10 protein-coding genes and 1 pseudogene are annotated in these 12,888 nt (G+C 68.7%); 4 read left to right on the forward strand and 7 right to left on the reverse strand.

Features of this window, described 5'->3' with window-relative positions:
• Together QE494_RS18190 and QE494_RS18195 are read left to right on the forward strand one after the other, a co-directional pair.
• A pseudogene (locus QE494_RS18190) lies at positions 1 to 205 on the forward strand (RNA pseudouridine synthase); the annotation flags it as partial.
• Between the two features lie 66 nt (positions 206 to 271).
• Positions 272 to 1,033: an SDR family NAD(P)-dependent oxidoreductase gene (locus tag QE494_RS18195; RefSeq protein WP_300045857.1), complete on the forward strand. Its 762-nt coding sequence runs from the start codon at positions 272 to 274 to the stop codon at positions 1,031 to 1,033.
• 51 nt (positions 1,034 to 1,084) lie between these two features.
• On the opposite strand, the gene QE494_RS18200 is transcribed toward QE494_RS18195, so the two are convergent.
• From QE494_RS18200 to QE494_RS18215, 4 genes are all read right to left on the reverse strand, one after another.
• Positions 1,085 to 1,822, reverse strand: a complete 738-nt coding sequence (locus QE494_RS18200; protein WP_300045860.1) for a 2OG-Fe dioxygenase family protein — start codon at positions 1,820 to 1,822, stop codon at positions 1,085 to 1,087.
• A gap of 78 nt (positions 1,823 to 1,900) precedes the next feature.
• A complete protein-coding gene (locus QE494_RS18205; RefSeq protein WP_300045863.1) occupies positions 1,901 to 3,253 on the reverse strand; it encodes a beta-propeller fold lactonase family protein in 1,353 nt (450 codons plus the stop codon).
• 74 nt (positions 3,254 to 3,327) lie between these two features.
• Positions 3,328 to 4,374: an LLM class flavin-dependent oxidoreductase gene (locus QE494_RS18210; protein WP_300045866.1), complete on the reverse strand. Its 1,047-nt coding sequence runs from the start codon at positions 4,372 to 4,374 to the stop codon at positions 3,328 to 3,330.
• Positions 4,375 to 4,397: 23 nt separating this feature from the next.
• On the reverse strand, positions 4,398 to 5,312 hold the full coding sequence (locus QE494_RS18215; RefSeq protein ID WP_300045868.1) for an NAD(P)H-binding protein: 915 nt from the start codon (positions 5,310 to 5,312) through the stop codon (positions 4,398 to 4,400).
• 201 nt (positions 5,313 to 5,513) lie between these two features.
• On the opposite strand from QE494_RS18215, the gene QE494_RS18220 reads away from it, so the two are divergent.
• Both QE494_RS18220 and QE494_RS18225 read left to right on the forward strand, forming a co-directional pair.
• Positions 5,514 to 6,293 (forward strand): 2-keto-4-pentenoate hydratase, encoded by a 780-nt coding sequence (locus QE494_RS18220; protein ID WP_300045870.1) that lies wholly within the window; start codon positions 5,514 to 5,516, stop codon positions 6,291 to 6,293.
• Between the two features lie 153 nt (positions 6,294 to 6,446).
• The gene (locus tag QE494_RS18225; protein ID WP_300045872.1) at positions 6,447 to 7,043 is read left to right on the forward strand and encodes an ATP-dependent Clp protease proteolytic subunit; all 597 of its coding nucleotides are present in this window, start codon (positions 6,447 to 6,449) and stop codon (positions 7,041 to 7,043) included.
• Between the two features lie 108 nt (positions 7,044 to 7,151).
• Here the strand turns inward: QE494_RS18225 and QE494_RS18230 are convergent, their stop codons facing one another.
• From QE494_RS18230 to QE494_RS18240, 3 genes are all read right to left on the reverse strand, one after another.
• The gene (locus tag QE494_RS18230) at positions 7,152 to 7,478 is read right to left on the reverse strand and encodes a hypothetical protein (protein ID WP_300045875.1); all 327 of its coding nucleotides are present in this window, start codon (positions 7,476 to 7,478) and stop codon (positions 7,152 to 7,154) included.
• Entirely contained in the window at positions 7,475 to 12,265 is a 4,791-nt protein-coding gene (locus QE494_RS18235) for an RHS repeat-associated core domain-containing protein (RefSeq protein ID WP_300045878.1), read from the reverse strand. Before QE494_RS18235 ends, QE494_RS18230 begins: the two co-directional genes overlap by 4 nt.
• 245 nt (positions 12,266 to 12,510) lie before the next feature.
• Positions 12,511 to 12,801, reverse strand: coding sequence for a hypothetical protein (locus tag QE494_RS18240; RefSeq protein WP_300045881.1), 291 nt, complete (start codon positions 12,799 to 12,801; stop codon positions 12,511 to 12,513).
• Positions 12,802 to 12,888: the final 87 nt, after the last annotated feature.

Raw genomic sequence — 12,888 nt, forward strand, 5'->3', positions numbered from 1 at the left:
CGAGCTGGCGCCGCTCACTGGCCGTACGCACCAGCTGCGGGTGCATCTGCTGGCGCTGGGCCATCCCATCCTGGGTGATGCACTCTACGGCGACACCGGGGTCCGGGAGCGGTCTCCCCGGCTGCTGCTGCACGCCAGCCAATTGGCGATTGCGCACCCGCAGGACGCAAAGCGCTGTGCCTGGGAGAGCCAGCCGCCCTTCTGACGCGGCCTCTGCGAGGGCCGGGTTTTCGCCGTGCCACCCCGCCGCTCACGCCGCTAGGATGGACGCATGAACAACCGCCCCCTCACCCTGATCACCGGCGCCTCCCGTGGCATGGGCCAGGCCATGGCCCACCAACTGCTGGCGGCCGGCCATGAGCTCCTTTGCATTGCCCGCCACGCAGACGAAGAACTGGCCACCCGCGCACGCGCTGCAGGCCTGCCCTGCGAGCAATGGACCGTCGACCTGGCCAACCCGGCGCCAGTGGCCGAGCGGCTTCGCCAGTGGCTGGCCCAGCGCGCCGGCGCCCTCCCGGCCTCGGTCACCCTGATCAACAACGCCGGCGTGATCCCGTCCATCGCGCCAATCGGCCAAGTCCCGGCAAGCGAGCTGGCAAGTGCCCTGCGGGTAGGCCTCGAGGCGCCAATGCTGCTCACCGGCGTATTTCTGCAGGCGACCGCAGACTGGTCCTGCCCGCGCAAGGTGCTCAATATCTCCTCCGGCTTGGGCCGTCGGGCGATGGCCTCGCAGGCCGCCTACTGCGCGGCCAAGTCCGGCATGGACCATTTCAGCCGCTGCGTGGCGCTGGAAGAGGCGCTACGGCCTAACGGTGCCAAGGTGTGCTCGCTGGCGCCCGGAGTGATCGCCACCGACATGCAAGCGCAGTTGCGCGGCGCCCCAGCCGAACTCTTCCCCGACCGCGGCAATTTCCATGCGCTCAAAGACCAGGGAATGCTGCTGTCGCCGGAAAACGCCGCCGCGCGGGTGCTTGCCTGGTTGGCGCGGCCCGACTTTGGCGCCAACCCGGTCGCCGACGTCCGCGACGCCTAAGCCAGCGCGGCTGGGCCTCACAGCCACCAGCCCTTGGCCCTCTCTAACCCCCTATCGCGGCGGGTCCTGAAAGCCGCCTCGCCGCAGGGTCACCACCAAGGTGTCGCGGTGGCCCACGTGCGCGGCCTCCAGCGGCTGGATCGGCGTGCTCTCGTGGATCACCCGCGCGTCGTCGAGCAGCATCAGGCTCCAGGGCTCGGTGAGGGTAAAGCGAATGCCTGCCGGCCCGTCGGCATCGAAAACGCGCGTCTCGCCGCCCTTGATACCGGCGCGGGCGACCAGAAACACCGCCACCAGATCCACCCCGTCGCGGTGCGCGCCTTCGGGCGTGGGTCGGCCAATGCCGTCGGTGGTGTCGATGCGGAACTGGTGCGCCTCGGCGAACCAGGGCTGTAGTCCGCGCAGCGCCGAGGCCGCGCCGCCAAGCGCGCGCAGCATCGACAACCAAGGAGGCGAGGCGCAAAGCGCGGGGTCAATCGGCTCGAACCAGCGCTCGAGCCCGCCATGCAGCGCGTTGTAGTCCACCGGCTGCCAGTGCGCCCGGTGCGGCACGGGAGTGACCTGCTCACCATCGATACGGTAGCTGGCATGGCGCCGGCGCCGGTAGTGCCCGCCATCGCGCAGGTAGTTGTCCGCAGGCAGGTCACTCCAGCGCTCGGACAGGGCCTGCAACTCGGCCAGCGGCACCCCACTCCAGCGCGCCACATCGGGGGCGCCGAGCACGGCGTAGCCAGGGCCACGCAGGCGCTCGGCCAACTCGCCCAGGGGTGTGAGAACGGGATCAGGCATGGGGGGATTGTCGCCGCTCACGGATGCAGTGAACCTAGCGGCATGCCCTTGCGAGTGCCGACCCGCTGGGAGCAAGCCTCAGCGCGTGAACAGTGCGAGCCCGACGGGCGAGGTACCGGTACCACCGGAGGGCGAACCAATCAGGGCCAGTGCGCCGCTGGTGATACTGAAGATGGACAGCGTGTTGGACTGCTTGTTGGCCACGTAGAGAAACCTGCCGGCGCCGTCGACCCGGACCGCCGAGGGCTCGAGACCCGTGCTCCAAGGAGAGCCAGAAATCTCGGTGAGTGCGCCGGTGCTGCTATTGATCTGGTACGAGGCAATCTGGTTGCTGCCGTTGAACACCGCATAAACATGGGTGCCGCGCGGATCAACAGCCAAATCGTAGGGCGCGTTGGCAAGCGTCTTGACCTCCACCTGCGTGAGCGCCCCGGTGGTCTGGTCGATGGAGTAGGCGGTCAACTGCGTGGCTCCGACATTGGCCACATACAGCCAACGGCCCCCCGGATCGACAGCCAAGCCCTGAGGCTGGCTGGCGGTCGCCCGCGATGTGCCCGTCGTCAGGCCGCCCGTCGTGGCATCCCGCTGGAAGACGCTGATCGTGCTGGAGGCGTTGTTGGCCACGTAGACAAAGCGCCCCTTCGGATCCACGGCAACGCCACGCGGCGTGGTGCCCACCGAGAAGGGGCTGCCGCTCACCACCGACAAGGCGCCGCCGGACTGGATCGAGAAAGCCCGCAGTTGCCCGGCTCCACCGCTGGTTCCGGCGGCGTACACATGCTGGCCGTCCGCACTGACCACGATGCCCGATGGGCTACCGGCGGCAGTCACCGTGCCGGCGCTGGTCAAAGTGCCCGTATTGGCGTTGATGGTGTAGCGAGAAATCGCCGCGGCGCCGCTGCTTCCGGAATTGGTGAGGTAGAGGTTTGCACCGGTGGAATCAACCGCGATGCCCGTCGGGGTCGAGAGGTCCGCCTCACTTCGGGTGTCGACGAGGGAGAGCGTGCCGTCACTGGCATTGACCGAAAAGGCGGTGACCTTGTTGCCCGCTGCACCTGCTGAAAACAAGTACGGGGTGGAAAGGGAGGTGCAGGTCAGCGTGATCGTTGTCACGTCGACATTGGCCACCGTTCCGGTGGGGTTGCTGCGCGTGCAAGTCTGGGTGAGCATGGTCGGCCGGGTCTTGACCGTGACCGAGTAGGCGGCACCCGTAGCCAATCCTGTTGCGAATTGCACCGACCCATTGGCGCTAACGCTGAGGTCATCGCCGCCGTTGTTTTGCAGCACCAGGCCCGAGCCGTCGAGCCCGGAGACGGTCACTTTGATGGCGTAGCGAGTTCCGTCGCCGCCGCTTGCACCAGACCCACCGCCACAGCCTACGAGCAACAGGGTGGACAACAGGAGCGTCATCCACGCCCAAAGGCGGGTCATCGGTCCACTCCATGAGGTCCAGCGCAGCATTTGCGGGTTTTATCAGATGGAGGGCACTGGGCTCGATGACCCTCTCAAGCCGCCACCTCAGCTACCGCTGGGGTATCAGCACTTGCTCCCTTCAGACCAAAAGCCTGCGCCAGCAATTCACAGGAGCGCCGCTGCGCCGCCGGGTCCCAGGTCCAGGTGATGACCGCCAGCTCCTGAACCTGCAGCGACTCGGCCAACGCTGCCAGCTTTTCCTTGACCTGCTCGCCGGTCCCGACAAACGCGTTCTTGGCGATGCGACCGGCCTCGGCCGCCTCGGCGTCGCTCCAGGGGCGGCGCGCCTGATCGGGCGGCTGCAGGGGGCCAAAGCGACCGGACAGGCGGTCTACCCGCGCCCGCTCACGGGAGCGGAACTGGAACCACGCCTCCTCCTCGGTGTCGGCTGCCAGCGCCCACACGCACACCGCAGCCTGCGGCGCGTCAATCACGCCGGGCCGGAAGTTGCGGCGGTACAGGTCCAGCGCCTCTTGCGCACCGGCGCCGTCGGTGATGAACCAGGCAAAGGCATAGGGCAGGCCGAAGTGCGCGGCCAGTTGCGCGCCGTAGGCGCTGCTTCCCAGCATCCACAGGTCGGGCGTGGTCGTCCCCTGCGGGAATGCGGCTACGCCTTGGCCCGGATGGCCCGGCGGCATGGGCTCCCCGGTGACCCAGGCATGCAACTCCAGCACCTGCTGCGGAAAATCATCCGCGCTGCCGCCCGCGGGATTGAGCAGGCGGGCGGTGCGCATGTCGCCGCCCGGGGCGCGGCCCACGCCGAGGTCAATGCGGCCGGGGGCGAGCGCGTCCAGCACCCGAAACTGCTCGGCCACCTTGTAGGCCGCGTAGTGCGGCAGCATCACCCCGGCACTGCCGATGCGGATGCGGCGGGTGCGCGCCGCAATGGCTGCCATCAGCACCTCGGGTGCGCTGCCCACCACCGAGGGAAGGTTGTGGTGCTCACTGACCCAGAAACGGTGGTACCCCAACGCCTCGCAGAGCACCGCAAGGTCGACCGTGGCCTGAATGGACTCCTGGTGCGGACGGCCGGCGCGGCCGACGGACTGGTCAAGGACGGAAAGACGGGGCAGGGTCATGGGTACTACGGAAATCAGAATGCCTAGGGTACAGGGGATGCAGAAGATTGAGAGGCTGCAGGGACCGGGGGAAGCAGAAATTCGGCCACGCTGCGCGGCGCGCGTCCGAGCAGGCGCTGAAAGTCGTCCACCGGCGCGGCGTTGCCACGCAACAGCATACCGGCGGTTTCGGCGTCGAGCACGCTGCCCGGAATAAGGCCGGCCACGCGGGCTGCGGTCATGAAGGCGAAGGTGGGCATCCACAGCACTGGCAGGGGCCAGCGGTTGCCGCGCGCAACGCGCAACTCGCGCAGGTAGCCGGCCATGGTGAGCGCACGCGGACCGACAAAGGCCACGGTGGCCACCGGCTTGGGCGGTGCCGCCAGGAGCGCCAGCAGGCCGGCGACTACATCTTCCACATGCACCGGTTGCATCAGCATGCGGCCGGCCTGCGGCATGGCCAGCAGGGGCAAGGCCGACATGAAATTAAACATCGCTGCGGCGTCGCTCCCCGGACCGTAGACCGCAGAAGGCTGCACCACCGCGCCGGCCACCGGGAGGGACCGCAGGCAGTCGTCTGCCTGCTTTTTGCTGCGGTGGTAGCGGCTCTCCGCGCCCTCGTCGGCGCCCAGGGCCGAGACCTGCAGCACGGTGGGTACGCCGGCGCGGGCAGCGGCCTCAAAGAGGGCGATGGGCGCGCGCGCGTGCAAGGCCTCAAAGGTTTGGCCGCGGGCCTCACGAAGGATCCCAACTGCATTGATCACCGCGTCGATGCCCGCCAGATGGGGCTGCCAGAAGGCATCGCCGGGTACCGCGGCCAGGTCACAGGCCAGGGCGCTCCAGCCGTCACCGGGCAGCTGCAGGCGCGCCGGCTCACGCACCGCACACACCAGCTCGTGGCCCTGGGCCAGCAAGGCCCGGGCGAGGGCCCCACCAATAAAGCCGGTCGCGCCGGTCATGAGTACACGCACAAGGTTCTCCCGAAAGAATCGAAGTGGCCGGCAAGGCGCTGGCATTCAGCGCACTTTCGGCACAAGCCAGTCTAGCCTTGGCCGGGTACCCCGTGTGGGGTTGGCCCCCGCCCTCCGCATCCCCGGCTGTTAGAGGTACCAGTCGGCCTGCGCCAGCCTGCGGGACGGCGCCACTTATCATCCTCCGCCATGAACATCTCTACCGTCCCCTTCGATCCCGTCGCCCTGGCCAGCCGCCTCGCGCAGGCATTCGCCCAAGGCGGCCGCATTCCCGCCGCCCAGGTGCACGTGGCCGACTCGGCCCAGGCCTACGCGGTGCAAAACGCCTGGGTGGACCAAGTGCTCCGCAGTGGCGGCGCAGTCGGCGGCTGGAAGGTGGGCGCGCCCAACAACGAGACCGAGCCCAACGCGGCCCCCCTGCCCAACGCCTGCCTGCACCCGAGTGGCGCGCCGCTGGGCACACCTGCCGCAGCGCTGCGCGGGGTTGAGCTGGAATTGGCCGTGCGCCTGAAGGCTGATCTGCTGCCCGGCGACCGTTTGCCGTCACGGGAAGAAATCGCAGCCGCCATTGGGGATGTGCTGCCGGTGGTCGAGATTCTCAACAGCCGCCTGGTCGAGACCCTGAAGTCGCCCCCGGCCACCAAACTGGCCGACCTGGGCAACCATGGCGCCCTGGTGCTCGGCGCCCCAGCTTCCGGCATCGATCCGCTCACCCTGGACCTGACCCGCCTGCACACCCGGCTGTCCGTGGCCGGGCAGGAGGTGGTCAATGTGACCGGCGGCCACACCTCGCCCGATTTGTGGCGCCTGCTGGCCTGGCTGGCCCGCCATGCCCAGGCCAGGGGCTTGCCGCTGCGCGCAGGGCAGGTGATCACCACCGGTTCTTGCACCGGCCTGGTGATTGCCGAGCCAGGTAGCTTGGTCGAGGGCGAATTGACTGGCATTGGGCAGGTGTCGCTCAGGGTCTGAACTAATTCAAGGCTAGGGAAAGGCGCAGGCGCCTTGGCCTTGTAGGACAGAGCCGCTGATTGATATCGCCCTTCGTCGACGGGCGCACGCAGTGACGGGCCACGGGGCATCATCCACGCCCCGCCCGAACGGGCACCTGACCCGCCCTGCCCCATGACCCCCACGGATCCCGACGCCCAGACCACCACCTCCGGCGAGCCGCGCAACTCCTTTCTGGAGGAAAAGGCCTTCCGCTCGCGCACCGTGCTGATCTTCGGCCCCATCAGCGACGCGCTGGCCGGCGACGTGGCCCGGCGACTGATCGCGCTGGACGCGGACGCCGCCTCGCCGATCGACATGTTCGTGAGCTCGCCCGGCGGCCACCTGGAGTCGGGCGACGCGATCCACGACATCGTGCGCTTCATCACCGCGCCAGTTCGCATGATCGGCACCGGCTGGGTGGGCAGCGCCGCCACCCATCTCTACCTCGCGGTCCCCCGCGAGCGGCGCTTTTGCCTGCCCAACACCCGCTTCCTGATCCATCAGCCCAGCGGAGGTACGGGCGGACAGGCCAGCGACATCGCTATCCACGCGCAGGAAATCATCAAGGCCCGCGAGCGCATCGCCCGTACGATTTCACGCGAGACCGGCAAGGGCTTCGAGTCGGTCATGACGGACATCGAGCGAGACCGCTGGTTGTCGGCCAGCGAGGCCGTCGACTACGGCCTGGTGGGGCGGGTGATCGCGCACAAGACGGAACTGCGGGGGTAAGGGGTCGGGGGCACAACCTCCGCATGCAGGGGTGCGTCTGACCGGCTTTTGCCGGCGCGGTGATGCCGACGTAGGTATTCCAGCGCAAAGATGCCAGCACGCCTCCCATCAAGGCGCAAAGCCGCTCAAGGACCAGGCCGCCAGCATCAGCAGCAGCTCCAGGCTGCGCACCTGACCCAGCGCCAGCAGCGCTCCAACGAGCAAGGCCCATAGCAGTCGCACGCGTAGCCGTGCCGGCGCCAGGCGCACCAGCACCACACCGGTGATCAGGCTGGCCAGGCCCAGTGCCCAGAGCACCCACCAGCTGTTCTCGCTCCAGGCCGGGTGGCCTTCGCTCCACGCCAGGCTGGCGGCGGTGAGCAGCAGCAGAACCAGGAACGCTCCCCAGCGTGCCCGCCGGGGCGACCTGCAGGCCGAACGCAGACCGCGCATCATCGGAACCACAGCAAGGCGCCCGAGCGAAAGCGCAGTGTGTCCGCCTCGGTGCCCGGCCGCGGCGGCTGCGACCAAAGCTGCACTTCCTCAGGCAGTTCGCGCAACTCCTTGACCAGCTGCGCGTCACAGCGGGACTTGTCACCACCGGCGTCGTAACAGAGGTCGTGGCGCATGTAGCAGGCGTCGGCGCTGTCCGTCGGTGGCGCCGGGCCGATGGTGCCGCCGCCGATACCGCCACTCCAGTGCTTGCCACCCCAGTTACCGTTGCGCGGACCGTCGAAAAAGCTGCGCTGTGCGCCGGGCCACCACCGGGTAGCGTCAAGTCCCCAAGGGTCTTCTCGCGAGAGCGGGTCGCCCTCGGCGTAGAGGTAGCGGTTCCAGCCACCGACCAGACCCAGCGGGTCGGGCTGGAGAAACCGGCCCTGGCTGGGCAGATAGGTCCGCCAGGGGTGGTGGACCCAGCCGGTCTCAGCGTCGGCGTACTGACCGGGAAAACGCAGAGGCAAGCGGATCTGCGCCTCCATCGGACCCAACTCGCCAAATCCCGAGTAAGGCCACTGCCAAAGCAAGCGGCCCTCCGGGTCGGTGACCTGGCGCGGCGAGCCCAGGCCGTCCGTGTGGATGGCCAGCAGGCGCTCGCGGCGCCACATGCCCACCGCGATGGCGCCACCGTCTTCGGTGGGCAGCCAGATGTACTCGGCGTCGCCCTCACCGCGAACGCTGCCACCGTCGTACTCGCCCAGCAAGGCCCAGGCGGGCACTGGCCCCTCGGGTTCGCCGTGAATGAAGGCAGTGCCGGTGCTGCCCGCGTCGCTCTGTCCGCTTGGCTCTGCTTCGCTCTTGAAGACACGCTGCCCCAGGGCGTTGTGCAGGTAGCGCACCTCCAGTTGCCGGCCGTCATGGGGCATGCGCACACGCGACAGTCGGCCCCAGGTGTCGTACTCAAGTTGGCGAAGACCATCGCTGGCGGGGCGACCATCGGGCCGCATTGGGAACGTGATTCGCGTGGTTTGCGTCCAGCCACCCGCAGCGGAAGGAGCGGATGGCGCTCTCGCTTTCGGGGGACGGCGCGCCAGGGTCTGGGTCACGCCCTGAACCTGGTTGCTGCCCGGCACCAGGCGGTAGGCGCGCGCCACCACGGCTGGCGAAACGGCTGGCGAAACGGCGGCTGTCATGGCGGACAAGCCCTGGCCCCGCAATTCCCGGACGAAGGACAGGCGGTTGCCGTTGGCGTCGTAGCGGTAGCGATATTCCTGGTCCGTTCCCTGCAGGGCGACAAGGCGGTGGCGGGCGTCGTAGGTGGCCAACAGGCGGTGGGTGAAGCGCGTGGGCGCGGCGCTCTGGCGGCTGTGATGGCCAAAATCATGCCCCCTCTGACGACCCCTGTGATGGCCCTCATACTGTCCGTCGCGATCGCCTTCGCTGCGTCCCTCGTGCGGGTGGTCGTGATGGCCTTCGTAGTGACCGGTGCTGTCGTCATCTGAGCGCCTCCGGCCCGGCCAGGAAAAGAGGTCTTGCTCGATGGTGGCCAGCCGGCCAGCGGCGTCATAGCTGTAGCGGGCGAACTCGGTCGCTAGCACACGGCCGTCGGCGTCAAATTGGCGCTGCGCGGCATCAAAACGGCGATGCTCACCGAAGCCACCGTCGCTGCGGTTGCCACCGTAGCTGTCGTCGCGGCCCCCTCGGTCGCGGCTCTCGCCGCTCCCGCCGCTGACCCAGCGCCAAGCCTGTGGCTGCCCCAGGGCGGTATGGACCAGGTCGGTGAGCCAGGGCCGCAGCGACTCCCCCGACTTACCTGAGGCAGGCGTGCGCACATCGATTCCGATGATGCGACGCCCCTCCCGCCGGTACACCACCTCCAGGCCGCTGGGGTAGGTGATAGCGGCCAGACCGCCCGGGCCCCAGGTGTAGCGCAGGGTGAAGCGGCGCGGTCGGGTGGGATGGTCGTTCACCTGCACCGCGCGTTGTGTCACGCGGCCCAGCGCGTCGCGCGTCCAGCTGCTGCTGCCGGAGGCGTCTTCCAGCACAAGCAAGCGACCCATCGGGTCGTATGCCAGCCGCACCTGCTGGCCGTCGGCGAGGTGCAGGCGAACCGGGCGGCCGAGCAGGTCGCGGTCCACGGTGCTGCGTCTGCCCAGCGCGTCTTCCATCGCCACCAACTGTCCCCCGGCATCGAACTGCCAGCGCAGCCGGCCGATGTCGGGGCTTTCTTCAGCCACCAGTTCGCCCAGGCCGTTCGCGTGGTAGCGGGTGCTCACGCCGAGCGGGTCGGTGGCCGCCGCAAGCTGCCCACGCTGGCCCCACGCCAGGAGGGCCTGCGCCTGATCGGGCCAGACCAGGCGGACGACGCGGCCCTGTGCGTCACGCTCCCATTGGGTCAAGCCGCCCAAGCTGTTCACATGACCCACGACACGGCCATTCGCATCACGACGCAGGCTCTCCCCTACATCGGCAGCACCCCACCAGGCCTCGGCTTGACCGTAGGCATCGTTGCGTTGCCGACGTACCAGGGCCTGCTGGCCTTGCGCGTCGGTCACCGTCTCGGCTGTGACCGCGCCGGCGCTGTCGCGGGTCACGCTACGGGTGTTGCCCCGGCTGTCGCGGATGGCCACCCACTGGTCGGCAGCGTCATAGTCAAACCATGTCGACTCGCCCTCGGGCGTCAACACCGAGGCCAGGCGGCCGGTGGGGGTGTAGGAAAAGGCGGTGCGCTCACCGCCACGATCAATCTGGGTGAGCCAGCCCCGGGGGTGGTAGGTGAAGCGGGTCTCGACCCCGTCGGGGTCAATGCGCGACAGAACACGGCCCACCGCGTCGCGGCTGTAGCGGGTCACCTGACCCAGCGGATCGGTACGCATGAGCAACTGGCCCCAAGCATCCCGCGCATAAGACCAGCGCCCGCCGCGCGGGTCAACCTGGCTGACCAAACGGCCCTGGGTGTCGTAGCCCCACTCCCAGCGGCGTGAGCGGCCACTGGCGAGATCGGTCAGCACCTGCTGCACCAGGCGCCCCGCCTCATCGTAGAAAAACTCCGCGCGGCGATCGGCGTCGGTGATGCGCAGCGGCAGACGCCACTGCGGATGCCACTCCACCTGCCGCAACTCGGCCTCGGTGCGCCCTGCAGCTTGGACGCGGGCCAGGGGCAGGCGACGCGCCGGGTCCCAGGTGGTGAGGTGGCGGATGCCCAGGAAATCTTCCTCTTCCACCGCCAGGCCGCTGGCGGCGTCGAGCGTACGGCGCGCCACATTGCCCCGGCAGCCGATACAGGGCCCTGCCTGCGCAACCAGCCGCAGACGCTGGCCTTGGCGCTGGTAGGACTGGCGGGTGACCAGGCCACTGGCGAGGGTGATGCTGACCTGCCCCTCCCCCAGTGGCTCGATGCGGGCAGGCGCCAGGCCAGGGCGCTCCGAGGACACCGCACGCCCTTGGGCGTCGTAGCGCCAAATGGCGACGCGCTGTCCGCGCTCATCGATGAGACCCGTGAGCGCAAGCGGAAAGGTCGTGTCCTCGTAGAGGTACTGACGCGAGGCGCCGTCGGCAAAGCTCACTTGCGCCAGGCGACCCGCCGCGTCATAGCCATAGGCCACAGCGGCACCATCGGGCGCCTCGGCCTGCACGATGCGCCCGGCTGGGTCATGGCGAAAGCGCAGGCTGCGGCCGACGTCGTCGGTCATGGCCTGCAAGCGACCGTCTGCACCCCGCAGGGCCCACACCGAAGGCCCGCCGCGCGGAGTCACGCGCAGCAGCCGGCCCTGGGCGTCGAAGTCCTCCTGCGTGTCGTCGTTGCCGAGGAAGCGCCATCCGCCTTCCACTTGAACCAGACGGCCACCCACGCCGGGCCCGGCGCTCCAGACGCCGTCTACACCGCGGGTGAAACGCAGCACGCGGCCATCGGGCCGCGACACCTGAGCGCGATCCCCTTGGGCAATGACCTGCATGCCTTGGTTGTGCACCCATCCGGGCAAGGACGAGTTGTAGTGGCGCACCAGAGCCAGGCCGGGCGGCCCGTCGAGATCGGGCTCACGCTGGTACTTGTTGCCGTTGCCGGCGAAGACCGGGTTGCCCACCGCCTCGGCCGCGGGCGGGTCGGCACGGCACATTCCGCTGCCGTTACCGGCGCCGGCGCTGGACCCGGCTGGGCCCGCTCCACCCGCCAGGGTCTCATCGACCTCCATCTCATCGCCCCCCGGGGCGCCCGCGTCGGCCGAGGGACCACCGCCCAAGGGCGTGCCCGAGGGCAAGGCGGCGTCGACCTGGGGTACCGCGGCCGGGCAACTGCTAAAGCCTCCCGCCCCCAGGACGCAGCCCAGGGGTGGTGTCGGATTCGGCAGGCACAGCATGTGAATGTCGCGCTGCGGCCAACTCATGAATCGACCGCCCTCCGCCGTGGCGTGGGAATAAGTCCAGCCCACACCGGGCGTGCAATGCTCGACCCGGTAGGGCAGGCGCCAGGTGAGGGGGTCGGTGGCGTTGGCCCAGACGGTGCTGACGTGGACCGGGTCGCACCAACTGCTCCCGCGCAGGTGAGGGAGGTCGCGCAGAAGGAAGAAGTACCCCAGCTGTTGGCCCTCCGGGCAGGCCAAAAAGGAAGTGTTGAAGTAGATCACCGGCGCGGGTGGTGGTGCGGGTGGTGGTGCAGCCGATGCTGGCGGCGTCTGGGCCATGGTCATCGGGGCTGCCGCCAGCAGGAGCAAACCAGCCATAAGCAGCGCGTGCAAAAGGCAACGGGGCACGCGGGCAGCACGGACCGCATGGGCCTGCAGAAAAGCGAATGTGGTGATGGACATGGTCTGCGAATCCGGGAATTCGCAGCGATTCAAGACCAGCGCGCGCGTCTTCGGCGGCCAGCCTCGTCGTCATTGACAGGGGAACCCGCAAAGGCGTCAGGCTCGTGTGAAGCTGGCGCGCAGGAGCCTCACTCCCCCAGGGCGACCACAAGAAAGCCGATGGCGCCCACGCTCAAGGCCTATCCACACGGTGGAAGTTGCGCCTGTGGCGCTTTCGAGCAGCAGCGCCTTGGGCCGCTGGATGCTCACGGGCGAGGCGGCGGGCCGGGCCGTGAACGGCGGATCCAGCGCAGAAAGTCCAGGGTGAGAGCGGACACGGCGACGGCGGTGAGGGCGACGGGGAAAAACGTCACCGCCATCAAGGGGTCGACATAGCCCAATTGCCAGTAGCTGTAGGCCTCCATCGTGAACCCGGTCCCAAGCGCGACAGAAGCCACGATGGTGACGCTTGAGCGGACGAACCAGCTGACCACAAACGTCACGAGGGCGATGCACAGAAGCGAGATGAGCACGGGGACTGTCATTTCGTCGTTCATGAGGTGACCTCGGGCGGAGTGGATCAGCCATGCTAGAAACGAGGGACGGACACGCCACTGACGGCGAGACTGATCCGTCAACCTGCC

Source organism: Ramlibacter sp. (assembly GCF_029866045.1).
Classification (GTDB): Bacteria; Pseudomonadota; Gammaproteobacteria; order Burkholderiales; family Burkholderiaceae_C; genus Ramlibacter.